The 23,951-nt window shown below is 46.2% G+C and carries 19 protein-coding genes and 3 rRNA genes; 19 read left to right on the forward strand and 3 right to left on the reverse strand.

Going from position 1 to position 23,951, the window contains the following annotated elements; all coding sequences use genetic code 11:
• Window positions 1-371 precede the first annotated feature (371 nt).
• The 7 genes from coxB to V6668_RS03135 all read left to right on the forward strand — a co-directional run bounded on the left by coxB (window position 372) and on the right by V6668_RS03135 (window position 6,339).
• The gene (gene coxB / locus V6668_RS03105) at window positions 372-1,424 is read left to right on the forward strand and encodes a cytochrome c oxidase subunit II (protein WP_036613183.1); all 1,053 of its coding nucleotides are present in this window, start codon (window positions 372-374) and stop codon (window positions 1,422-1,424) included.
• Window positions 1,425-1,495: 71 nt separating this feature from the next.
• Window positions 1,496-3,346 carry a cytochrome c oxidase subunit I gene (ctaD, locus tag V6668_RS03110; protein WP_422395265.1) on the forward strand — a complete coding sequence of 617 codons (1,851 nt, stop codon included), beginning with the start codon at window positions 1,496-1,498 and terminating at the stop codon, window positions 3,344-3,346.
• Complete coding sequence (locus V6668_RS03115; protein WP_047840264.1) at window positions 3,343-3,969, forward strand: cytochrome c oxidase subunit 3; 627 nt, start codon at window positions 3,343-3,345, stop codon at window positions 3,967-3,969. Before ctaD ends, V6668_RS03115 begins: the two co-directional genes overlap by 4 nt.
• Window positions 3,970-3,972: 3 nt before the next feature.
• On the forward strand, window positions 3,973-4,293 hold the full coding sequence (locus V6668_RS03120; RefSeq protein WP_036613178.1) for a cytochrome C oxidase subunit IV family protein: 321 nt from the start codon (window positions 3,973-3,975) through the stop codon (window positions 4,291-4,293).
• Window positions 4,294-4,401: 108 nt separating this feature from the next.
• Window positions 4,402-5,325 carry a cytochrome c oxidase assembly factor CtaG gene (gene ctaG / locus V6668_RS03125; protein ID WP_338590585.1) on the forward strand — a complete coding sequence of 308 codons (924 nt, stop codon included), beginning with the start codon at window positions 4,402-4,404 and terminating at the stop codon, window positions 5,323-5,325.
• A 35-nt stretch (window positions 5,326-5,360) separates the two neighbouring features.
• On the forward strand, window positions 5,361-5,825 hold the full coding sequence (locus tag V6668_RS03130; RefSeq protein WP_036613174.1) for a DUF420 domain-containing protein: 465 nt from the start codon (window positions 5,361-5,363) through the stop codon (window positions 5,823-5,825).
• 142 nt (window positions 5,826-5,967) lie between these two features.
• Window positions 5,968-6,339: a hypothetical protein gene (locus V6668_RS03135; protein ID WP_338707684.1), complete on the forward strand. Its 372-nt coding sequence runs from the start codon at window positions 5,968-5,970 to the stop codon at window positions 6,337-6,339.
• Window positions 6,340-6,449: 110 nt separating this feature from the next.
• On the opposite strand, the gene V6668_RS03140 is transcribed toward V6668_RS03135, so the two are convergent.
• Entirely contained in the window at window positions 6,450-6,779 is a 330-nt protein-coding gene (locus tag V6668_RS03140) for a hypothetical protein (RefSeq protein ID WP_338707685.1), read from the reverse strand.
• Window positions 6,780-6,979: 200 nt separating this feature from the next.
• Here V6668_RS03140 and V6668_RS03145 point away from each other — a divergent pair, with 200 nt between their 5' ends.
• From V6668_RS03145 to rrf, 11 genes are all read left to right on the forward strand, one after another.
• The gene (locus V6668_RS03145; RefSeq protein ID WP_338590593.1) at window positions 6,980-7,693 is read left to right on the forward strand and encodes a hypothetical protein; all 714 of its coding nucleotides are present in this window, start codon (window positions 6,980-6,982) and stop codon (window positions 7,691-7,693) included.
• Between the two features lie 89 nt (window positions 7,694-7,782).
• Window positions 7,783-8,172 carry a GntR family transcriptional regulator gene (locus V6668_RS03150; RefSeq protein ID WP_091038380.1) on the forward strand — a complete coding sequence of 130 codons (390 nt, stop codon included), beginning with the start codon at window positions 7,783-7,785 and terminating at the stop codon, window positions 8,170-8,172.
• Window positions 8,173-8,187: 15 nt separating this feature from the next.
• Window positions 8,188-9,084, forward strand: coding sequence for an ABC transporter ATP-binding protein (locus tag V6668_RS03155; protein WP_338707686.1), 897 nt, complete (start codon window positions 8,188-8,190; stop codon window positions 9,082-9,084).
• A 20-nt stretch (window positions 9,085-9,104) separates the two neighbouring features.
• The gene (locus tag V6668_RS03160; RefSeq protein ID WP_062837363.1) at window positions 9,105-10,007 is read left to right on the forward strand and encodes an ABC transporter ATP-binding protein; all 903 of its coding nucleotides are present in this window, start codon (window positions 9,105-9,107) and stop codon (window positions 10,005-10,007) included.
• On the forward strand, window positions 10,000-11,295 hold the full coding sequence (locus V6668_RS03165) for an ABC transporter permease (RefSeq protein ID WP_338590598.1): 1,296 nt from the start codon (window positions 10,000-10,002) through the stop codon (window positions 11,293-11,295). The genes V6668_RS03160 and V6668_RS03165 overlap by 8 nt, the downstream gene beginning before the upstream one ends.
• Window positions 11,296-11,869: 574 nt before the next feature.
• Window positions 11,870-12,214: a DoxX family protein gene (locus V6668_RS03170; RefSeq protein ID WP_036668601.1), complete on the forward strand. Its 345-nt coding sequence runs from the start codon at window positions 11,870-11,872 to the stop codon at window positions 12,212-12,214.
• A gap of 92 nt (window positions 12,215-12,306) precedes the next feature.
• The gene (locus V6668_RS03175; RefSeq protein WP_100526987.1) at window positions 12,307-12,732 is read left to right on the forward strand and encodes a MarR family winged helix-turn-helix transcriptional regulator; all 426 of its coding nucleotides are present in this window, start codon (window positions 12,307-12,309) and stop codon (window positions 12,730-12,732) included.
• Between the two features lie 1,042 nt (window positions 12,733-13,774).
• Window positions 13,775-14,995, forward strand: coding sequence for a TraB/GumN family protein (locus V6668_RS03180; protein ID WP_036613154.1), 1,221 nt, complete (start codon window positions 13,775-13,777; stop codon window positions 14,993-14,995).
• A gap of 538 nt (window positions 14,996-15,533) precedes the next feature.
• Window positions 15,534-17,086 (forward strand): 16S ribosomal RNA (locus V6668_RS03185).
• A 369-nt stretch (window positions 17,087-17,455) separates the two neighbouring features.
• Window positions 17,456-20,381: ribosomal RNA gene (locus tag V6668_RS03190) — 23S ribosomal RNA — on the forward strand.
• 78 nt (window positions 20,382-20,459) lie between these two features.
• Window positions 20,460-20,576, forward strand: a 5S ribosomal RNA gene (rrf, locus tag V6668_RS03195).
• Together the 16S, 23S and 5S rRNA genes form the textbook arrangement of a ribosomal RNA operon.
• 159 nt (window positions 20,577-20,735) lie before the next feature.
• Here the strand turns inward: rrf and V6668_RS03200 are convergent.
• Together V6668_RS03200 and V6668_RS03205 are read right to left on the reverse strand one after the other, a co-directional pair.
• Entirely contained in the window at window positions 20,736-21,158 is a 423-nt protein-coding gene (locus V6668_RS03200; RefSeq protein WP_100526819.1) for a hypothetical protein, read from the reverse strand.
• A 379-nt stretch (window positions 21,159-21,537) separates the two neighbouring features.
• Complete coding sequence (locus tag V6668_RS03205) at window positions 21,538-22,893, reverse strand: MATE family efflux transporter (protein WP_338707687.1); 1,356 nt, start codon at window positions 22,891-22,893, stop codon at window positions 21,538-21,540.
• Between the two features lie 162 nt (window positions 22,894-23,055).
• Between V6668_RS03205 and V6668_RS03210 the strand changes: the two genes are divergently transcribed.
• Window positions 23,056-23,790 (forward strand): class I SAM-dependent methyltransferase, encoded by a 735-nt coding sequence (locus V6668_RS03210; protein ID WP_338707688.1) that lies wholly within the window; start codon window positions 23,056-23,058, stop codon window positions 23,788-23,790.
• The last annotated feature ends 161 nt before the right edge of the window (window positions 23,791-23,951 follow it).

A 23,951-nucleotide genomic window follows, 5' to 3' on the forward strand; every position in this document is an offset into this window, starting at 1 on the left:
GAGTTTTATCACCGAAATTTGGCAAAAATTTTCAAATGTAGAGTGTAATACTTTTAACTGAAATCGTTTGCAAATCAAGTTGTAGAGCGGTTTTTTACATAAAGTGAACAATTTGTGAACATGTGTCCAAAGATTGACAAAATCATACCCTCAACTTATATTTAATAAGTGATTGAAGCATATAGAATGAATTGGAAGAATGCGCAGACATGCCCTGAGCAGGAAATCACGGGAGTACTGGAAGCGTTATTTTTCTAAGCGTTCTGTATGATGAAGAGGATTATGCGTATCGTGCTGAAACGTACCTTTTGTTGCCTTTCTACCGAACGACAACGGTAATCTACGAAAACGTAAAAAAGTGGGGTAGATCAATGATGAAACAGTGGCAGGTTGCAAAGCGAATTCTCCCCTTGCTGGCGGTGTTCTCTTTGCTGCTATCCGCATGCGGGCGGGAAGACTTGTCGGTAATGAAACCTCAGGGTCCTGTAGCGCAAGGCCAATATGATCTGATGAAGTTATCCATCGCGATTATGATCGTGGTGCTCATCATTGTATTTGCCATAGCGGCCTATGTTCTGATCCGGTTTCGTAGACGAGCCGGGCAGACTGAGATGCCCGAACAGGTTGAAGGTAATTTCAAGCTGGAAGTAATCTGGACAGCCATTCCGTTATTGCTGGTTATTGTTCTGGCAGTACCGACGGTCCAAACGATTTTTGCCCAAGGCGAAGATCTGTCCAATGACAAAAATGCACTTAAGGTCCAAGTCACCTCGCATCAGTACTGGTGGGAATTCACTTATCCTCAATATGACGTAACCACCGCTCAAGATCTCATCATCCCGACCGGAACAAAAATTGCATTCGAATTAAAAACCGCTGACGTGCTTCACTCCTTCTGGGTGCCGTCACTTGCGGGCAAAATGGACACAAACCCGGATGGAACACTTAACAAGTTCAGTTTCTCTGCACCGAATGAAGGCGTTTACCGTGGTAAATGTGCCGAATTATGTGGCAGATCGCATGCTTTTATGGAGTTTAAGGTAAAAGCAGTGAGTCAGGAATCCTTTGACAGATGGGTGAACCAGATGAAAGCACCCGCAGTCCTTCCTGAAGACACTCAATTGGCCGAAAAGTTCAAAACAAACTGCCTTTCTTGCCACGCTGTTGGTGATCAAGGTGGACCGGTTGCACCTAACCTGACGGGAATCGGCGGCAAGGAATCTGTCGCAGGCATTTTGCTGAATTCTCGCGAGGGACAGGAAGAAGGTAATCCGGTACTGGATAACATGAAAGAATGGCTCCATGATCCACAATCCGTGAAGCCGGGCAATACCATGCCGAATCCCAAAGATCTTGGGTTGACGGATGAAGAAATCGACGGAATTGCCGAATATCTGGCCAACTACAAATTGGACTATGAATAGAACAGCAAGGACGAAGAAGGGGGTACACAACCTTGGCTCATGCGCATAGCGTCAAGAGGTACAGGGGCTTGATGGATTGGATCACCACCGTCGATCACAAAAAAATCGCCATTCTCTATTTGGTTGCGGGTGGATTTTTCTTTGGAATCGGCGGCATTGAAGCCATTTTGATTCGGATTCAACTGATGAAGCCTATGAATGATTTTGTATCGGCACAGGTCTTCAACGAATTGATTACAATGCATGGAACAACGATGATTTTCCTTGGTGTCATGCCACTTATTTTTGCCATTATGAATGCTGTCGTGCCTTTGCAGATCGGGGCACGGGACGTTGCTTTCCCGTTTCTTAACGCGCTGGGTTTCTGGACATTCCTCTTTGGTGGATTGTTGCTGAACCTGAGCTGGGTTATGGGCGGAGCACCGGATGCGGGCTGGACCTCATATACTCCGCTTTCGGGCAGTGAGTACAGTGGAACGCATGGTGTGGATTTCTACACCATCGGCCTTCAGATCGCGGGTCTGGGAACGCTCATCGGGGGCATTAACTTTCTCGCAACGATTATTACAATGCGTGCTCCAGGCATGTCCTACATGCGGATGCCGATGTTTACATGGACGACATTTATTACATCTGCCATTATCCTTTTTGCTTTTCCTGCCATCACGGTAGGGCTTGTACTTTTGACGTTTGACCGTATACTGGGAGCGAATTTCTTCGATGTCGCAGGTGGCGGTAACCCCGTACTCTGGCAGCACATCTTCTGGATCTTCGGGCACCCGGAAGTATACATTCTGATTTTGCCCGCATTTGGGATTATCTCGGAGGTTATTCCGACCTTCTCGCGTAAACGGTTGTTTGGATACAGCTCCATGGTATTTGCCACCATCCTGATTGCCTTCCTGGGCTTCATGGTATGGGCGCATCACATGTTTACAACAGGTCTGGGTAATGTAGCCAACGCGCTTTTCTCCATCTCCACGATGTTGATTGCCGTACCTACCGGGATCAAAATCTTTAACTGGCTCTTTACGATGTGGGGTGGACAGATCCGCTTTACAGCGGCAAACCTGTTCGCAGTTGGATTCGTCCCAACCTTCGTTATGGGTGGCGTTACAGGCGTTATGCTGGCATCTGCTCCGGCAGACTTCCAGTTCCATGATACGTACTTTGTTGTAGCCCACTTCCACTACGTTATTGTAGGGGGACTGGTGCTCGGCTTGTTCTCGGGACTGCATTACTGGTGGCCGAAGATGTTCGGACGTATTCTCAGTGAAACGCTGGGCAAATGGACGTTCTGGACATTTATGATTGGTTTCCAATTAACGTTCTTTGTACAGCATTTCCTCGGTCTGATGGGGATGCAGCGCCGGATCGTTACATACTTGCCGAATCAGGACTTTGACCTGCTCAATCTGGTCAGCTCCGTCGGTGCGTTTCTAATGGGTGTTGGGGTTATCATGTTCCTCGTGAATATCGTGATCACAACGAGAAAACCAGCTGGGGCGCCAAACGATCCGTGGGAAGACGGCCGTACACTGGAATGGTCTATTCCATCTCCGCCGCCGGAATATAACTTCAAGCAGACGCCGCTGGTACGCGGAATTGATGCATATTGGAAGGAAAAAATGGCAGGACATACGGAGATGACACCGGCAGAACCTGTAGGTTCGATTCATATGCCTTCAGCAACACCGTTGCCATTTGTGATGTCAGTAGGTATCTTTATCGCCGGACTTGGCTTGATGTTCAGCAAGGACGAATTTGGTAATGCATTTATGAATGTTATTTTTAACAATTATATTGTAGTTATTATCGGTCTCGTAATCACATTTGGCGCAATGGCACTTCGTTCACTTTATGATGATCATGGCTGGCATATTGAACCGGAGGATCAGGATGAGAAGGGGGCTAGAACATGACAACCTCACATGCCGAACCGGTGAACGACAAATTGCCGCATGAACCGGAGAAAGCAACGCTGGAAGGCCGTAACAAACTTATCGCCTTCTGGTTGTTCCTTGGCGGCGAGACGGTACTGTTCGGTACACTCTTTGCTACCTTCCTGGCTCTTCGTGGCCAAACCAATGATGGACCTACGGCGAATGAACTGTTCCACCTGCCACTTGTGGCCGCTGCAACGTTCATTCTCCTGGTCAGTAGTTTGACGAGTGTATTTGCGATTCAGGCCATGCATAAGGGCAAGCGAGATGCACTGGCGTTGTGGCTTGGCATCACGGTAGTGCTGGGTATGGGATTTCTCGCACTGGAAATTTACGAGTTCTACGAGTATGTGAAACATAAAGAGTTTGGCATGACCACGAGTGCATTCAGTTCAGCATTCTATACACTGGTCGGGTTCCACGGAGCCCACGTTGCTTTTGGTATTGTGTGGATCGGGATCATTATCGGTCAGCTGTTCAAAAAAGGATTGACGGTCGTAACCGCACCTAAAGTATACGTCTCCGCAATGTACTGGCACTTTATTGACGTGGTCTGGGTGTTCATCTTTACGGTCGTGTACCTGCTCGGAAAGGTGGGGTAGCACATGTCGGCACAGGATAAGACAGATCAACAGCCTGTGAAACACCGTCACCGGACGGAAGGGCCACAGAAACACGTCGTGGTGTTTATCTTCTCCATTATTCTTACGCTGATTGCGTTTGCGGCTGCTTCTGCCGGAGGGGTCAACACAACCTTTATCATTATTATTTTGCTCGTCATGGCTATTCTTCAAGTATTCGTTCAATTGGGTTATTGGATGCACTTGAAGGACAAAGGGCACTTGATGCCGATTCTGTTCATGGCCTTTGGCTTTTTCGTAGCCTTTACGTGCATCATTATGGCACTCTATTGGGTCTGGTGGTAAAAGAGATGGCGGCGGCGCATTGCCGCCGTCTTTTCCCCTTTTTGGCGAATGAATCTTCACAAAGTAATGAAGGCAACAACCAAATCAGGTCACGGGGAGGTTTCCCGTATGCTCGGGTTGCAATATTTTAGCTTCAACGACTTATGGAGTCCGCTTATATTGGCTTTATTTCTGATCATTGCTGCGGCTTATCTGGTGCTTGTGGGACCGTTAAGCGAGCAAATAAAGGATGCAGAATCTGCGACTGTTGCACAGAAAATCATGTTTATTACAGGGTTGTTTGTCCTGTATCTGGCTCAAGCTGGCCCATTTAATCTGCTTGGTCACGTAATGTTTAGCTTCCACATGGTGAGCATGGCGTTATCCTATCTGGTAGCGCCGCCGCTGATGATGAAAGGTTTGCCGATCTGGGTATGGCGCAGAATCGTACGCTGGTTGCCAACGCGCCAGCTATCGTTCCTGGCTCATCCGATCGTTGCGGCTGTGATCTTTAACGGGCTTTTCTCGCTGTATCACCTACCGATTGTACATGATTATGTCATGCTGAATTTTACCGTTCACCGGTTGTATTATATTGCACTGTTCATCACCTCGATGCTCATGTGGTGGACATTGCTGAATCCGTTGCCAGAGGGTAGACAAGCGTCGGGGTTATCCAAGATTGGTTTTATTTTTCTGAATATGGTACTGCTCACGCCTGCCTGTGGCTTGATTATCTTTGCATCAGAGCCGTTGTATCAGACGTACAGCAACCCGGCAGTATGGGCTGAAGCCATGCGGTATTGTGTGTCTGGAGATTCTACGGCTTTACTTCGCTCATTCGGTGGGCCAGCCTTCTTCAACTTTCTGTCTTCCGCGAAGGAAGATCAGCAGGTTGGTGGCATTGTAATGAAGTTTATTCAGGAAGGGATCTTCGCCTCCATGCTGGCTTATGTCTTTTTTCAATGGTATCGGAAAGAGAAGCAGGAAGACGACGATGATTCGTATCCTGCAGGGGGCGCAGGGGGGCCACTCAATCCGGCTGCCAAATAATTAAGTCAATGTTCTGACAAGAGGGGGAACACACGATGGATATGTATTTTTGGCTACCCACGATCAGTACTTCTTTCATTGTGATTAGTGCAGTACTGGTGGGGATTGGATGGGTACTGATTATTCGGGGTAAACGTGAGGCACATCAGTCCGCCATGGTAGCAGGTGCGATTGCAGCTCTAATCTTCTTTGTGATCTATATGTCGCGAACGGTGTTCGTGGGTAATACGGCTTGGGGCGGGGACCCGGATCTGGAGATCTTTTATCGGATATTTCTGATCTTTCATATTATCCTCGCTACCGTGGCAGCGATATTCGGCATCTCCACACTGGTCCTGGGGTTCAAAAAGAAGTTCGGAACACATCGCCGCTGGGGCAAGTTCACGTCCATGATCTGGTTCGGATCAGCGCTAACAGGTGTTGTCGTGTATGTTCTTCTATATCTCTTATATCCTGGTGGTCATACACGTCCGGTATGGGAAGTTATCCTCGGCGTATAAAAGTATAGGTATAACCTCTGGCTACTTGGGCGTGTGTCACTATGACCTTCTGAAACTATGAAAATAGACGAATCTAGTAGACGATTCGTCCACGCTCCCTTTCTCATTCATTCATAGAATGAGTTTGAGAGGGGGAAAGTAAATGAAAAAAACAGTCAATGTCAGTCAAACGTATCCACGTCTCACGGTGTATTCTGAAGAGAACTACAGAGGGAGAAGCCGCATTTATCGTGGCAATACGGGGCTCCGCAACCTGGACAATATTTTGGATGGGGTGGAGAGCCTACGCTTTTTCTCAACAAGTTCGAATGCAACGCTGGTTGTGTTTACGCGTCCTAACTTTCAAGGTGGATTCCGTGTCTTCCGTGGCAACACCAACTTGAGAGATTTGGATGATCTGATCCGTGGCAATGACGTGGAATCCCTGATCTCTACGAATCAGCGGTTGACTCTGGCCGAGATTCGTGCGATCCGCGCCAACCGCATTCTGCCTAGTGGCTATAACCTCGTTTAATCGTAAGGCCTCTTCTTCTAACAGGTGCTAGAGAGCGGCAAAGGGCTGTACCCGAATTGTGTTTACGCAATAACGGGTACAGCCCTTCTTTTGTGATTGGGAAAAGATGTTTAATCCCCGCCACCCCCACTGTCGCCGCCGCCACTATCCCCACCACTGTCGCTGCTGCTACCACTATCGCTGTTGTGATGAGAATGTGTGTCTGATGAATAATCCGACTCATGATGTTTGTGATCCGGTGTGTATCTGGAATGTCGATCGTAGGAGTCATCTCCTGTAATGACCGGATATCCCGAAGCAGAGTCGGTATAACCGTTGTTACGACGGATGCGGTGTCTCCCTTTTTTGGCAGAATGACGATGAGGCTCGTCCCGAAGGACCAACCATATTACGACGATAAGGAAAAGTAGGACAAATCCGATCTCTACCAGCCAATCCATAGCTGTAACCTTCCTTTCTTTGATTCATTACTATAATTTATTGTAACGTAAATTCGTACTGTGTCCCATTCCGTCTTCCTGATTCAGGAAAATTAGGGGTTGACGGGATGAGAAATAGGTCTGTATACTGTGTATATTGATATATACAGTAAACACAGTAAGCAACATGAGTGAATGACAGGTGAAAGGCAGGCATGCATATGAACGAATGGAAGCAGGCGTGGTGGTTGACCCGCAGCCAGATGAGTAAGGATAAGCTCCAATGGCTATGGTCTGCATTATTCATGATATACACTGGCGGCATGAGCGGTGTGATGTTTTTAGGACAACAACAGACAGATATCATTAATCCAGTGGTGGATGCCTTCTTTTTGATCATGTTGCCATTTCAAGGGTTTATGTTCTGCAGGCGCTCCTTCCGTTACATACAGGAGGATTCTTATACGCAGATGCTGGCCTACTATCGTAGAATTCCCATCCCTGAACAAGTGGTGATGTGGTCCAGGCTACAGCAGTCTCTGATGGCGTTTACGTACAATGGAATCTTTTTCTACGGATCGTTATACGTGGTTAACTTTCATGCCGAAGGATTCCGATGGGATCAGTATCTGGCCTTTAGCCTTACCTGTACAGGTTATGGCCTTTTGGTAACAGGATTGTATATTTACGGAGAGTTTCTGAACAGTGGTAAGAAATACTTGCTTCTCAGTACGCTTTTTATACCCATCGCCATTGGCATATCCATACTGATTCGAATGTCAGGCAGTTACGGATTACGGATTGTAATGGATGGAAGTAAATCATGGGGGCTACTTTCCCCGATCATGTGGATTTCTCTGGTGGCTGGCGTAGCGGGACTGTGGCTGTTTAGTCGCTTGACGCTGAAGAAGCTGGTTCAACGGGATTTGAATTAAAATGAGAATTGAGCTTATGTACGAATACAGGATGAAACCGGCACGGTCAGGTAACAGACTGGAGTGTACCGGAGGGCGAGGTGCAAGATGTGAAAATACCCATTCAAATTAATGAAAATAGCGCTGAACCTTTATACCACCAAATTGAAAATCAGTTAAGATCGTTAATTATTACGGGTCAGTTGGGGGAGGGAACACATTTGCCGTCCATTCGTGAGTTCGCCGGAGCACTGAATTGCAGTGTTATTACGGTTAGACGGGTCTATCAGGATCTGGAGAATGAAGGCTTGCTTCGTACGAAGCAGGGGACAGGTACATTTGTGGCCCAGGTAGAAGCCGGCGACAGAGAAAATTATAGATTAAAGGCCGCACAGGAAGCGATGCAAGCAGCGGTGCAGTCCGGGAAATCGGTAGGCTGTACGGAAGAAGAGATGGAGAGCCTGTTCCGGGAAGTCCTGAAGGCTATTTACGCGAAGTAAGGGAGTGATTCATACGTGGAACCGATAGCAATCCAGTTGAACGGCGTATCCAAAATGCGAAAACGCAGAGTTATTGGCCCAATTGATCTGACCATCCCGGAAGGGTATATAGTGGCTATTCTCGGTCACAACGGTTCAGGCAAAAGCACCCTTCTTAACATGCTGCAGCAAGTGGTGCTGCCAGATGCTGGGCAGATTATATGGTTTGGTCAGGAACATGATGGGCCACTTCCCATTGAACTGAGACAACAGATTGGTTTTGTGGCAGATAACGCTGGTTCAGAAGAGAACCGGATAACAGCACAGGAAGCAGCCCATTTCCGGGCGTACTGGTACCCACGTTGGGATATGAAGTTGTTCGACCAACTGATTCAGGATATGGAAGTACCTGTTGATGTGAAGCTGAACAAGATGTCCAAGGGAGAGCGGCGAAAATTTGAGATTGCAGCTGCAATTGCAGCTCGCCCAAGATTATTGCTTTTGGATGAGCCTTCATCAGGATTGGACCCCTTTGCCTGGAAAGTGATGGTTGAGCAGTTCCGTACCTTCATGGCGGGGGGAGACACCACGATTCTGATTGCAACACATATCGCGGATGAAGTCAAAAGGCTGGCGGATTACATCGTATTGATGCACCGTGGTCAGTCACTGGGGATGGCCGAGAAAGATATGGTGCTCGATCAGTGGAAGGAAGTCTGGTATGAAGGAGACTTAAGGCCAGAGAGTATCCCCGGTGTTGTGGAATCTTCTATAGAAGAGGGAAGTCTGGTTCGCGTAATTACAACCCGGGTCAGCGAAGCGCAGGAAAGGCTGGAACTGTCGAATAACCGGGTATTGAGAATCCGTAACTTGGAATTGGATGAAGTGCTGGCATTCTGGATTGCCGGGTATGCACCCGTACAGTGGAAATAACCGAAGGGAGACGATAAATGATGAACCGATTGGAATTGAAGCAAGTCGTCAAGCAATATGCAGACAAAACAGCCGTTAATGGAGTCACGCTCAATGTAAAAGAGGGGGAGATTTACGGATTGCTCGGAGCCAATGGTGCAGGTAAAACAACAACAATGCGCATGGTGCTCGGACTGATTCACCCTGATGGAGGGAATATCCTGTACAACGGCAAACCCTATAATACGGAGCTGCAACAGATTATGGGTTATCTTCCGGAAGAGCGCGGATTGTACCCCAAGGTGAAAGTCAGCGAACAGATTAATTACCTGGCACGACTTCGTGGCATGAATGGTAAGGACGCAGATCAGAGCCTCAAGTACTGGCTGAATCGGTTTGAGGTACCTGAGTATTACGATAAAAAGATCGAGGAGTTATCCAAAGGTAATCAGCAGAAAATGGGCTTTATCGCGGCTGTAGTGCATAGACCGCAGATTCTTATTCTGGATGAGGCGTTCAGTGGTCTGGATCCTGTGAACGTGGAATTACTCAAGTCCACTGTCAAGGAATTGCGTGACGAAGGCACGGCCATTCTGTTTTCAACACACCGCATGGAGCACGTTGAAGAGTTGTGTCGTCAGATCACTATTCTGCATCGTTCCAACACGGTGGTACAAGGAGAGATCAAGGAGATCAAGAGCCGGTATCCGCGTGAACAGGTTTTCCTGGGTACGACTGGAAATGTGGAAGGGCTCGAACAATTGTCTGGTGTGAAGAAAGTTGAGCGGAATGAGCGCGGGTACCTGATACATATTAGTCAGGTGGAAGCTGCTCAAGAGATTCTGAGAACAGCCATGACCCAGACGACAGTGGAACACTTCGAACTGAAGGAACCAACGCTTAACCAAATCTTTATTCGTGAGGTAGGTGAGTCGAATGAATAAAATGGGAACGATTACGGGTTTTACATTTAAAAACAAAGTTAAAACGAAATCATTCATGGTGACGACCATTGTACTTGCACTTTTAATTTCAATCGGACTCAATGTCCCGTATTTCATTACCTTATTTAATGGAGGTTCCATTGGTGGAGCTTCAAGCAGTAATCCTGTAAATATTGGTCTTCTGAGTACAGGGCAGCCTGAAGTTTCCGAGAAACTGGAGAGCTTCTCTGCGGCTCAAGGGGATCAGGCCTATCGATTCATTGCCAGCGGAGACAAAGATGAGGCGGCCCTTGCGGCGGATGTGGAAGCAGGGCTTACCGATGGTTATCTGAAGTTTGAGGCTGTTTCCGGGCAAGAGTTCCCGCAGCCCATTCTATATTCAGCAGAAGACGTATCACCTCAGATCATTGCATCCATTGAGGCTGCATTACAGAGTGTGAAGCTGGATGTGGTTGTGAAGGATGTACTCACAGCTGAGCAGAAGGAACTGATTACAACACCTGTGAAGCTCACCGAGCAAAGTTTGAGTACAGATGAGAGCGGAGCAGGTACTGAGTCTGAAGGTGCCATGAGCCCGATTAACTATATTGTGGTGTACTTGCTGATCATCCTGCTGTTTACCTCAACGATGATGACAGGTAACATGATTGCCTCCGAGATTACAGCTGAGAAGAGTTCACGTATTATGGAGATTTTGATTACGAGTGTATCACCGCTCAGTCAGATGTTTGGTAAAATCATCGGTATATTTATGGTGGGGATGCTGCAAATCGGGATCTTCGGAGCGGTGGTTGCCGGAAATATCTTGCTGCCGCATAACCGTGCAGTATTAGGTGACTTCAATATGAGTCTGAGTGATGTGAATAGTGCAGTTATTGTGTACGGACTTATATTCTACATTCTGGGTTACTTCCTGTATGCCGTGTTGTTCGCTGCGATTGGTTCAATGGTAAGCCGTACTGAAGAACTTGGTCAGGCTGTTCTGCCGATCACGATGTTGTCGCTTGTATCCTTCTATATTGCGATCTTCAGTATTTCTACGCCGAACATTCTGTTGTTGAAAATCGCAAGCTTCATTCCATTCACGTCGCCGACCGCGATTCTGGTACGAATTGGCGCAGGAGTTGCGCCAACTTGGGAGATTCTAACGTCCTTAGCGATTCTCATCGTATCCATTATCATCTTCGGATGGCTTGCAGCCAAAATCTATCGCACAGGTGTGTTGATGTACGGTAAACGTCCAACCTTTAAGGAATTGTTTAAAGCCATGAAGGCATATAAGATCTAGGTTGAGTGTTTGAAGGTGTGTGTGTTGTTATAATTAGCGAGATATGCATATTTATCCACGAATATGCATATCTCTTTTTGAAATTAGCTTGCAGCCATTGGTGGCCAATTTAATGTTGAACGCGCTACATGTTGTTTAATGGTGTTCGATACAAACAGTCAAGAACGAATAATTACTTAGAAGTTATATTTAATTTGGGATGGTTGATTTTTGTATAAACAAGCTAAATTACATTCCGCAGGTCGAATTGACAATAAGTTAAGTAAATTACCTTTGTTTGTTACTAAATTTATTGAAAGTAAGAAGCATAGGCTTTTAATTGGCTGATTACAGAGAAATTTACCACAGTTCAACAAAGAACAGAAATTGAATTATCCATGCTAGAAAATATTAACGATATGTGAAAAAGAAACCTTCCTTTGGAACGATAATCTAAGAAAAATTAAAAGGATATAAGAGGGCTATAATCTATAAAGCTTTATTTTAGGGTTGACAATATATAAAATTTCAAACAAAATACATGCTATAGCATATATAAAATTCATATGCATAACTTTATGAAAGAGGGGTAGATATGTTCATTTTTATCACAGTTTTACAGGTTCTATTAGGTGGTTTTTTCCTTTTTACAGGAAGCAAAATTATTTCCGGTAAAATGGCCAATGAGTTTAAACGTTTTGGACTGCCATCGTTCTTTAATGTTTTGACTGGTTCGTTCGAGATTGTGGGGGCAGCTGGTATGATCGTTGGCATCTGGATGCCTGTCGCAGCAATTTTAGCTGGTTTGCTTCTAGCCGGAACAATGCTTGCTGGAGCGTTTACTTTAATAGTCTTAGCTAAAGATCCGATTCAGAAGGCCATTCCAGCACTCATTTTGTTCATACTTAGCTTGATTGTATCCATGTATCATTTTTTCTAAACGAAATTAACGAATTTTTGACGGATTTCATGTGTAACCTTTGAGAGATCGACTATATTTGATTTAAGAAAATGATAAATGAGGGTACTACAATGGACTTATATAATATTACCGGCTTCTTGATCCATCGTACAGATGTCAAGCTTACAAACTATTTTACGAAACAATTAAAGCCCTACAAGGTGACACCGGAGCAGTGGAGCATTATCTCCTGTCTTGATATGGATAAAGCTATGACTCAAAAAGAGCTGGCGGAGGCCATCGATCGGGATCAAACAACGGTAGTGAGAATGATACATTCTTTAGAACGCAAGGGCATGGTTCGACGTATTGTTCATGATCAAGATAAGCGCTCACATTATTTATATTTGTCCTCTAAAGGTCAAGAAGTTAAAGGAAAGCTGTTGTTAACAGTTAAAAACGCGCATGACTATGTTACACGAGGTTTGGAACACGATGAATTAAATCAGTTAAAAATGATATTAGATAAACTGTACCGAAATGTGCAAGAAGATTAGTTAGACTCTATACCAGAGGATGAATCATGACAACTACATGCCGAAGCACAAAATTTGTGAGATTCTTTCCGAATGAAGCAGCTAGAATAAGGATCCAGCTTCTACTTACTTTAGAAGGAGCTATCAGAAATATATGGTCGAATATCATCGTTCACTGGATATTTAATTCCATCAATTCGATTATCCCAGCAATATTTTTAGTTGTACTCAAGCTGATAGGAGCTGCTTGATGTTTTCCTGAACATATTACTAGAGAAAGAAGGGAGGAAAGATCACTGGATTATGATTCTAACTGGTTTTGAGATAGCGGCAATTCATATACGATTAAGTATTTATGTTTCTGTAGAAGAATAGAAGACGGAATGATTTTAATTTAAATGAATAAAGTATTCTAAAATGAGACTGTTATCTAATACTAGATAGTGGTCTTTTTGCTATGTATAATTAAGATGAAATATCGAAAAAATCCGTATACATTATCATTTATGAAGATGCAAAATGAGTTTTGTGCTTTTTCCTACTTATCATGAAAATATGTCCTGATAGATAAACTTTATTGATGACTTTTTCTCACTAATTATGACAAGTGGTGTGCTGTGTCGGTGGTCATATTAAATTGAGTTCAGGAGAGGGTCGATGATCATGCAGCAGTTAAAAGGGTTCTATATACAGTTTTTGAGGGAACCTCTGTGGTTTAAAGCATTGATCGATCCTGACTACACTACTACTTTCAATTGTATTTAGCAGTTCAGCCTTTTCAGAGCAGGGCAACTACCAAAGCATCTCTAAATTAGCTATCGCTATTTTCTTCGTCGCATATGGAGTGAAGCTGTGGGGCAATCCGAAGGTTTCTATAGCCTTTTTTTCCTAGCGCTGATAAGTATCTATTGTTTCTTATCTAATGAGAGTAATAATGAAGGGAGAACGTGCTGCTCCGTTTGTGGAGTGGCACCAATTCCCATCTTTAACCGTAGTATCTAAGTATGTCTATTCTATTAAAAAATGGATTGGCAACTATATTCAATAAAGGAGATTACATAATATGAAGAATTGGAAACGCATGCTCTTATCTCTTACAATCTCGGTAGGGTTGCTCGCATCTGCAGTACCAGCTATGGCTGCTCCACAAGGAACTTCCGTCAAGGTTAATGATCAAGCTGTGAAATATGCTACAGGAGCACCAATCCTGGAGAAAGGAACAACATTGGTTCCGCTGCGGACTACGCTGGATGCTATGGACGTGAAGCTAACAACTGCGACAGATGATACGATCACGGCTGTAGTAGATGGCAAAACGATTACACTCAAAAGCAAGCTTACACGTATCAACGGTGTAACGTATGCGCCAATCCGCATCGTCGGTGATGCTGCGGGTTATGAAGTTCGTTGGGATGCTGCAACGCGCACCGTGCTGTTGGTATCCAAAGGGGGAGCAACTGAAACTGCGCAAACCGGTGGACGTGGCTTCATGTGGGAAGTTGAAAGCAATGGCAACACGGTCTATCTGGTAGGGTCCATGCATATTGCTGATGAGAGCTTCTACCCACTGCGTCCGGAGTTTGAAGAAGCTTTTGCCGAAGCAGATTATCTCGGGGTAGAGATTGATATTAGCAAAGCCGCTGACGAAGAGCAGCAAAAGCTGGTTCTAAGTCTGGGTTCGTATCAAGATGGAACAACACTGAAAGACCACATTTCCAGTGAAACGTATACTAAGCTGGGTGATGTATTGAAGAAAAATGGTCTGGAGTCTAACGCCTTGGATGCATTTAAGCCTTGGGTAGTAGAGAGCACACTTGCAAGTTTGAAGTCCACAACGGCAGGATACGAAGCGTCAGCAGGAGTGGATCTGTATTTCATCCAGAAAGCGATCGAGCGCAAACTTCCAGTTATTGAGTTGGAGAGTTATCAATCTCAACTTGGCATGTTTAACGACTTTTCCAAAGAAACACAAGAGGAAACACTGAAAGCGACAATCGAAAACTTCGACGTGTTGGATAACAGTGTGAAAGAAATGGCTGAGATGTGGAAAACGGGTAATGACGAGCAACTGCTTGAACTGACAAACAGCTTCTCCACTAACGAGGAATATAACAAAGCAATGCTGGTTGATCGTAACATTGGTATGGCGGACAAAATCGATGGTTACTTGAAAAACGGCAAAGGTGAGGAGTATTTCATTGTTGTTGGTGCGGCACACTACTTGGGCGATCATGGCATCGTGAAACTGCTTGAGGATAAAGGATATAAAGTAGAACGGAAATAAATATAGATTACTATAGAAGGTAACCCTTTCGTCTCGAATATGAGAGTTGAGAGGGTTGCCTTCTTATATATAGAAGAAAGACAGATTTAAATAAAGAAGATTAAGCTGCAGGATAATAAAATTGAACCTGAGAGTTCATGGTAGATTGAAGGTCCTTAATATGGTTAGATCGTGGATTTGATAAGTTTTGAAATTAACTCTTTACAAGTGTGTGTTCTACATGGTATATTCTATTTCCGGCCAAAAAAACACGAGATACACGGTGCGGCAAGCGAATGAAATAAGCTTCGAAAGAAACTTAAAAAAAGAGCTTGCAAAGTTGGTTCGGACATGATATTATATAAGAGTTGCTGAAGAGAACAGCATTCGGTAACAAAGCAAGTTTGATCTTTGAAAACTGAACAACGAGTGAGTAAACATTCTGCTTGCAGAATGAACGCAAAAGTTTGAGACAAGCCTTGGCTTGGATCGACTGGAGCACAAATGAGATTTTTAATCTCGTCAGATTCAAAATGAGCTTATCGCTCTTTTCAATACTTTATTGGAGAGTTTGATCCTGGCTCAGGACGAACGCTGGCGGCATGCCTAATACATGCAAGTCGAGCGGAGTTGATAGGAAGCTTGCTTTCTTGATACTTAGCGGCGGACGGGTGAGTAACACGTAGGCAACCTGCCCTCAAGTTTGGGACAACTACCGGAAACGGTAGCTAATACCGAATAATTGTTTCCTTCGCCTGAAGGAAACTGGAAAGACGGAGCAATCTGTCACTTGGGGATGGGCCTGCGGCGCATTAGCTAGTTGGTGAGGTAACGGCTCACCAAGGCGACGATGCGTAGCCGACCTGAGAGGGTGATCGGCCACACTGGGACTGAGACACGGCCCAGACTCCTACGGGAGGCAGCAGTAGGGAATCTTCCGCAATGGGCGAAAGCCTGACGGAGCAATGCCGCGTGAGTGATGAAGGTTTTCGGATCGTAAAGCTCTGTTGCCAGGGAAGAACGCTTGGGAGAGTAACTGCTCTCAAGGTGACGGTACCTGAGAAGAAAGCCCCGGCTAACTACGTGCCAGCAGCCGCGGTAATACGTAGGGGGCAAGCGTTGTCCGGAATTATTGGGCGTAAAGCGCGCGCAGGCGGTCATTTAAGTCTGGTGTTTAATCCCGGGGCTCAACCCCGGATCGCACTGGAAACTGGGTGACTTGAGTGCAGAAGAGGAGAGTGGAATTCCACGTGTAGCGGTGAAATGCGTAGATATGTGGAGGAACACCAGTGGCGAAGGCGACTCTCTGGGCTGTAACTGACGCTGAGGCGCGAAAGCGTGGGGAGCAAACAGGATTAGATACCCTGGTAGTCCACGCCGTAAACGATGAGTGCTAGGTGTTAGGGGTTTCGATACCCTTGGTGCCGAAGTTAACACATTAAGCACTCCGCCTGGGGAGTACGGTCGCAAGACTGAAACTCAAAGGAATTGACGGGGACCCGCACAAGCAGTGGAGTATGTGGTTTAATTCGAAGCAACGCGAAGAACCTTACCAGGTCTTGACATCCCTCTGATCGATGCAGAGATGTATCTTTCCTTCGGGACAGAGGAGACAGGTGGTGCATGGTTGTCGTCAGCTCGTGTCGTGAGATGTTGGGTTAAGTCCCGCAACGAGCGCAACCCTTATATTTAGTTGCCAGCACTTCGGGTGGGCACTCTAGATAGACTGCCGGTGACAAACCGGAGGAAGGTGGGGATGACGTCAAATCATCATGCCCCTTATGACCTGGGCTACACACGTACTACAATGGCCGGTACAACGGGCTGCGAAATCGCGAGATGGAGCCAATCCCAACAAAGCCGGTCTCAGTTCGGATTGCAGGCTGCAACTCGCCTGCATGAAGTCGGAATTGCTAGTAATCGCGGATCAGCATGCCGCGGTGAATACGTTCCCGGGTCTTGTACACACCGCCCGTCACACCACGAGAGTTTATAACACCCGAAGTCGGTGGGGTAACCGCAAGGAGCCAGCCGCCGAAGGTGGGATAGATGATTGGGGTGAAGTCGTAACAAGGTAGCCGTATCGGAAGGTGCGGCTGGATCACCTCCTTTCTATGGAGAATCGTTTCCTGCAACGGAAACATTCAAATAAGCAGGTTCTTAGAACCTGCAACAGCGATTCATTTCGGTCCGTCACTTCGGTGTGGATGAAATGAAGAGCACAAAACACTCACTCGTTGTTCGGTTTTGAGAGCTCAAACTCTCAAACAGCTTGCTTTTGCATGGAGCTTGTTCTTTGAAAACTAGATATCGAAACGAAACAAACGCGAATTAGAACATTCCTTTAAGCTGATCTTGTGTAAACAAGTGAAGTGTTTATAAAGGTAGTTAAATTGCTTTTGTGATGGTATCGGGTGAGAGCGACTTTTGGCTTTGCGCAAGCAAAACAAGGGAAGCGAGCGACCGAAACCGGAACAAAATGGTTAAGCTACTAAGAGCACACGGAGGATGCCTAGGCGCTAGGAGCCGATGAAGGACGTGGCGAACAACGAAACTGCCTCGGGGAGCTGTAAGCAAGCTTTGATCCGGGGGTGTCCGAATGGGGAAACCCAGCTGGGGTAATTTCCAGTTACTCACAACTGAATACATAGGTTGTGTAGAGGCATACCAGGGGAACTGAAACATCTAAGTACCCTGAGGAAGAGAAAACAATAGTGATTCCGTCAGTAGCGGCGAGCGAACGCGGAGAAGCCCAAACCAGAGAGCTTGCTCTTTGGGGTTGTGGGACGTCTCACATGGAGTTACAAAGGAACCGGTTAAGCGAAGAGGTCTGGAAAGGCCCGCCAAAGAAGGTAAAAGCCCTGTAGTTGAAAGTCTGTTCCCTCCGAGACGGATCCCGAGTAGTGCGGGGCACGTGAAACCCCGTATGAATCCGGCAGGACCATCTGCCAAGGCTAAATACTTCCTAGCGACCGATAGTGAAGCAGTACCGTGAGGGAAAGGTGAAAAGCACCCCGGAAGGGGAGTGAAATAGAACCTGAAACCGTGTGCTTACAAAAAGTCAGAGCCCGTTTTAGGGGTGATGGCGTGCCTTTTGTAGAATGAACCGGCGAGTTACGTTCCCGTGCAAGGTTAAGGTGAAGAGCCGGAGCCGCAGCGAAAGCGAGTCTGAATAGGGCGATGTAGTACGTGGACGTAGACCCGAAACCGGGTGATCTACCCCTGTCCAGGGTGAAGGTGCGGTAACACGCACTGGAGGCCCGAACCCACGCATGTTGAAAAATGCGGGGATGAGGTGGGGGTAGCGGAGAAATTCCAATCGAACTCGGAGATAGCTGGTTCTCCCCGAAATAGCTTTAGGGCTAGCCTCGGAAAACAGAGTCGTGGAGGTAGAGCACTGATTGGGTGCGGGGCCCGCAAGGGTTACCAAGCTCAGTCAAACTCCGAATGCCATAGACTTACTTCCGGGAGTCAGACAGTGAGTGCTAAGATCCATTGTCAAAAGGGAAACAGCCCAGACCATCAGCTAAGGTCCCCAAGTGTGTGTTAAGTGGGAAAGGATGTGGAGTTGCACAGACAACCAGGATGTTGGCTTAGAAGCAGCCATCATTGAAAGAGTGCGTAATAGCTCACTGGTCGAGTGACTCTGCGCCGAAAATGTAACGGGGCTAAACACACCACCGAAGCTATGGCTTGATGCTTTGCATCAGGGGTAGGGGAGCGTTGTATAAGGGTTGAAGGTGTACCGTAAGGAGCGCTGGACATTATACAAGTGAGAATGCCGGTATGAGTAACGAAAAGATCAGTGAGAATCTGATCCGCCGAAAGCCTAAGGGTTCCTGAGGAAGGCTCGTCCGCTCAGGGTAAGTCGGGACCTAAGGCGAGGCCGAAAGGCGTAGTCGAAGGACAACAGGTCGAAATTCCTGTACCACCGTAAGCCGTTATGAGCAATGGGGGGACGCAGTAGGGTAGTGACGCGGACTGATGGATGTCCGTCTAAGCAGTAAGGCTGATGTGTAGGCAAATCCGCACATTGTAAGGCTGAGCTGTGATGGGGAGCGAAAATTATAGTAGCGAAGGTCATGATCTCACACTGCCAAGAAAAGCCTCTAGCCAGGTGAAGGTGCCCGTACCGCAAACCGACACAGGTAGGCGAGAAGAGTATTCTAAGGCGCGCGGAAGAACTCTCGTTAAGGAACTCGGCAAAATGACCCCGTAACTTCGGGAGAAGGGGTGCCCCGGTAGTGTGAATAGCACGAGGGGGCCGCAGTGAAAAGGCCCAAGCGACTGTTTAGCAAAAACACAGGTCTGTGCGAAGCCGTAAGGCGAAGTATACGGGCTGACGCCTGCCCGGTGCTGGAAGGTTAAGGGGAGTGGTTAGGAGCAATCCGAAGCTGTGAACCGAAGCCCCAGTAAACGGCGGCCGTAACTATAACGGTCCTAAGGTAGCGAAATTCCTTGTCAGGTAAATTCTGACCCGCACGAATGGCGTAACGACTTGGGCGCTGTCTCAACGAGAGATCCGGTGAAATTTTAATACCTGTGAAGATGCAGGTTACCCGCGACAAGACGGAAAGACCCCATGGAGCTTTACTGCAGCTTGATATTGAATTTGGGTACGATCTGTACAGGATAGGTGGGAGCCTTTGAAACGTGAGCGCCAGCTTGCGTGGAGGCAACGTTGGGATACCACCCTGATCGTATCTAGGTTCTAACCTGGTACCGTAATCCGGTGCGGGGACAGTGTCAGGTGGGCAGTTTGACTGGGGCGGTCGCCTCCTAAAGAGTAACGGAGGCGCCCAAAGGTTCCCTCAGAATGGTTGGAAATCATTCGAAGAGTGCAAAGGCATAAGGGAGCTTGACTGCGAGACCTACAAGTCGAGCAGGGACGAAAGTCGGGCTTAGTGATCCGGTGGTACCGCATGGAAGGGCCATCGCTCAACGGATAAAAGCTACCCTGGGGATAACAGGCTTATCTCCCCCAAGAGTCCACATCGACGGGGAGGTTTGGCACCTCGATGTCGGCTCATCGCATCCTGGGGCTGAAGTAGGTCCCAAGGGTTGGGCTGTTCGCCCATTAAAGCGGTACGCGAGCTGGGTTCAGAACGTCGTGAGACAGTTCGGTCCCTATCTGTCGTGGGCGTAGGAAATTTGAGAGGAGCTGTCCTTAGTACGAGAGGACCGGGATGGACGTACCGCTGGTGTACCAGTTGTTCCGCCAGGAGCACCGCTGGGTAGCTATGTACGGACGGGATAAACGCTGAAAGCATCTAAGCGTGAAGCCCCCCTCAAGATGAGATTTCCCAGTATGTAAGACCCCTTGAAGACGACGAGGTAGATAGGCTGGGGGTGGAAGTGCAGCAATGCATGGAGCTGACCAGTACTAATCGGTCGAGGGCTTATCCAATAGCAAGTTGTAATTCGCATGTTTCGTTTCGAATCTAGTTTTCAGAGAACGATCTCTGAATGTAAGCTAAGCGTTGCGTTTGGTGGCGATGGCGGAGGGGTTCCACACGTACCCATCCCGAACACGACCGTTAAGCCCTCTAGCGCCGATGGTACTTGGACCGCAGGGTCCTGGGAGAGTAGGACGCCGCCAAGCAATCTAAAGACACACTTGATGATATCGAGTGTGTCTTTTTGTGTTACTATTTTATACATTGCATATAAAGAATTGAGTGAAAGCCGATGGGTCTCCCCTGCGCTGTATGACATTCCATAAGTAAACAAATACAGTATGATTCCTACGACTTAGTATATTTTAATAGTGAATTTGGTAATCTCCTCCCCCACCATTAGGTGAGTACCCTACGATTTTATGGTAACCATACAAATTACTTAAAGTGATGTTTTTCGTTCTCAAGTCTGATGCGATTACTCGTCCACTTCCCTTCAAATTTCCACTCATATCAACAACATTAAATACATATTCCCCAGTCGAACGAGGAAGAAAAGAAAACGTGACATTCCCACTCAAATATATATCCGTTGAGTAACCTCCATCGAAATACTCTACTATAAGGTTTTGGGCAAAGATAGTAGCTTCTTGTTCCTGTTTTATCTGAGTATCTTGTGAAGGAATTATAGGCATAGACGTTTCATCAGCAAATACTGCTGGAACAGATGCTAGGAGCAAAGCCATGGAAGAGAGAGCTGAAATTGCAGTTTTTTGATATTTCTTCACAATCGAACATCTCCTTTTCATATATATAAGTCGGGATTGGTCATACTCGCAGTAGCTTTCCTCACAGTCATTTCCTAGGATGAAAGTAAGGGGAGGTCTGGCGCCGTATATAGTTTGACAAGACAACCATACTCCAATTAACAAATATATACAATTATATAAAGATAGTTTTATATCCTATTTTTGTTAAATATACACTTTATTCATAGATCATTCACATTTTCTATAGCTATAGTGCTCAAGCAACTGTTAATAGCAATGGACGATACGATATTTGGTTCTGATTATATTTGCTTCAAGCATAACAAAGTCCTGCCCGATCTATGTAGACCGAGCAGGACTATATCTGTTCTCTATACGTTCATTTAATCCATTATGGCTACTCAGACTGCAACGCGTTTATTCGATCCGTAAGGGATCGTTTTCTATAGTACAGGGCTATGGTTGCGAGAACCAGCATTTCGGACAGCGGTACGGCAAGCCAGACACCCGTGACACCAAAAAATGAAGGCAGGACTGCAATCAACGCAATCATGATAATCATTTCACGCGCAGCTGTAATCCAGATGGCCATTTTGGCATTACCCACAGATTGGAAATAGGTGCTCATGACAAAGTTAACACCCATAAACACATAGGCAAATGTAAATATACGTAATCCGTAAACGGCACTATCCGTTACGCCACTACTGAAGTTTCCAAAGATTTGCACGAAATAAGGTGCACCGATCTGAACAACAGCCAGTAACAATAGACCGCATGCCAGAGCTGTTTTAGTGGCTAAACGTATCGTTTGTTGTACCCGTTTAATCTGATTGGCACCGTGATAATAGCTGATCAGAGGTTGGGCAGCGGATGCCAGACCCAGGAAAGCCAACAATACAACACCATGAATATAGTTCAACACGGTAAAGGATGCTACACCATCCGTGCCTGCAATGCGGTCCATGGAGATATTGTGAGAGACAGAGAAGACCGACATGCCAAGTTCAGCCAGAAAGCTGGGGAAACCAATGAGCAGCAGGGAAGCCAGCAGTTTGTTGTTCCATTTGAACCGGGTGAACGTGAGATTATTTGTTTTTTTGAAAAAGTGAGTGAACAGAACAAGTAGCGCAAGAGACGCCGATACAATTGTACCGAGGGCCACACCGCGTACACCCCATTCAAGTACATACAATGTTATATAATTGATGATGATATTGGCTACAGCAAACGTAATCTGAGCGTACATCGACGTGTTGGGGTTCCCATCGTTTCGTACAAAGACAGAGAGTGCATTCTCAATGGTGAAAACGAACCCGAACAATAACATGATATTCATATAGTCCGAAGCAAACGGGAAAGTCTCGGCGTTTGCACCGAGGGAGTATACCAGTTTGTCTTTGAATGTAAATGCAACATATCCAATGGCTACCGTAACTAACATAATGAGCATAATGGATTTGGTGAAAATTTGTTTGGCTGAAGTGATATCTTTTCTACCCATAGCGTTGGAGTACAACGTTGCCCCGCCCATACCAATCCACAGCGACATGGCAACAAAGAGCGTGTAGACAGGTGAGGCAATGCCGATCCCGGCCATTGCGGTAGAACCCAGTTTGTGTCCAACCATAATGCCGTCGATAATAAAATTAAAAGCAACTACCAGCATCCCTAATACAGAAGGCACGAGGTAACTTATAAAAGCTTTACCTACAGATTGCCCTTCCAATGGATGCGTCCAATTCGTATTCATAATGACCTCCGTTAGTAAACTGAATGTTCATTCTATATTTAATAATACTGAACGTTCGTTCTGTATGATAACACGCCATGAATTCTCTTGGCAACTTTTGCGTTTAAATATCGTTTATGTGATAGAGTAGGTGGATATTTATAAGGCGGGAGGAATCTCTTGATGAAACAAAATAAATACGATGAAGCTGAGTTTTTCAATAACTACAGTAAGATGGCACGTTCCGTTCAAGGGCTGGATGCAGCGGGGGAGTGGCATGAACTGCAGACTCTTTTGCCTGATTTGAAGGACAAGCGTGTGCTGGATTTGGGATGTGGTTTTGGTTGGCACTGCCGGTATGCACGAGAGCAACAAGCGAGTTCAGTGATCGGTGTAGATCTGTCTGAAAATATGCTTCAGCGTGCTCGTGAAATGACGGACGATCCGCAGATCGAGTACAAGCAGCTGGCGATTGAAGATATTGATTTTGCACCGGCACAATTCGACATTGTGATTAGTTCACTTGCCTTGCATTATATTGAAAGATTAGACACGGTGTACGCTAAGATCAATGATTGTCTCGTAGAAGGGGGCACATTTGTACTATCTTCCGAACATCCGATCTTCACCGCTCGCGCTGCGCAGGATTGGCATTACGGACCCGAAGGTGAAATCCTGCACTGGCCCGTGGATGATTACCATGATGAAGGGAAACGTATGGCGAACTTTCTGAATCAGGATGTGGTTAAATATCATCGCACACTGGCAACACATCTAAATGAACTCATTAAGGCAGGGTTTGCTATTCAACAGGTAGCTGAATCCAAGCCATCGCTGGAGATGATGGAACAGGTTCCAGGCATGAGAGACGAGAATCGGAGACCGATGTTTCTGATGATTGCTGCGGTGAAAGCATAACGATGAAAATGATACGTTAGACTAGAGGGCAGAAAGAAACTGTGGAAGTGGAGCGTTCACCTAAAAGCTTTCTGATAGAGATTATTAACTAAGTAAACTTGAAGGGATCAGCGTGTTCAGCGATGTTGAACATGCTGTTTTTTTATTTTGCTACAATAAAT

The sequence above is a fragment of the Paenibacillus amylolyticus genome, assembly GCF_036894225.1.
GTDB classification, from domain to species: domain Bacteria; phylum Bacillota; class Bacilli; order Paenibacillales; family Paenibacillaceae; genus Paenibacillus; species Paenibacillus amylolyticus.

Coding starts and splice junctions, on each gene's coding strand:
- V6668_RS03180 (WP_036613154.1), top strand. CDS start 13,775: ATGAAGAATTGGAAACGCATGCTCTTATCTCTTACAATCTCGGTAGGG.
- V6668_RS03120 (WP_036613178.1), top strand. CDS start 3,973: ATGTCGGCACAGGATAAGACAGATCAACAGCCTGTGAAACACCGTCAC.
- ctaG (WP_338590585.1), top strand. CDS start 4,402: ATGCTCGGGTTGCAATATTTTAGCTTCAACGACTTATGGAGTCCGCTT.
- V6668_RS03115 (WP_047840264.1), top strand. CDS start 3,343: ATGACAACCTCACATGCCGAACCGGTGAACGACAAATTGCCGCATGAA.
- V6668_RS03140 (WP_338707685.1), bottom strand. CDS start 6,779: ATGGATTGGCTGGTAGAGATCGGATTTGTCCTACTTTTCCTTATCGTC.
- V6668_RS03130 (WP_036613174.1), top strand. CDS start 5,361: ATGGATATGTATTTTTGGCTACCCACGATCAGTACTTCTTTCATTGTG.
- V6668_RS03165 (WP_338590598.1), top strand. CDS start 10,000: ATGAATAAAATGGGAACGATTACGGGTTTTACATTTAAAAACAAAGTT.
- V6668_RS03160 (WP_062837363.1), top strand. CDS start 9,105: ATGAACCGATTGGAATTGAAGCAAGTCGTCAAGCAATATGCAGACAAA.
- V6668_RS03135 (WP_338707684.1), top strand. CDS start 5,968: ATGAAAAAAACAGTCAATGTCAGTCAAACGTATCCACGTCTCACGGTG.
- V6668_RS03205 (WP_338707687.1), bottom strand. CDS start 22,893: ATGAATACGAATTGGACGCATCCATTGGAAGGGCAATCTGTAGGTAAA.
- ctaD (WP_422395265.1), top strand. CDS start 1,496: ATGGATTGGATCACCACCGTCGATCACAAAAAAATCGCCATTCTCTAT.
- coxB (WP_036613183.1), top strand. CDS start 372: ATGATGAAACAGTGGCAGGTTGCAAAGCGAATTCTCCCCTTGCTGGCG.
- V6668_RS03210 (WP_338707688.1), top strand. CDS start 23,056: ATGAAACAAAATAAATACGATGAAGCTGAGTTTTTCAATAACTACAGT.
- V6668_RS03175 (WP_100526987.1), top strand. CDS start 12,307: ATGGACTTATATAATATTACCGGCTTCTTGATCCATCGTACAGATGTC.
- V6668_RS03170 (WP_036668601.1), top strand. CDS start 11,870: ATGTTCATTTTTATCACAGTTTTACAGGTTCTATTAGGTGGTTTTTTC.
- V6668_RS03145 (WP_338590593.1), top strand. CDS start 6,980: ATGAACGAATGGAAGCAGGCGTGGTGGTTGACCCGCAGCCAGATGAGT.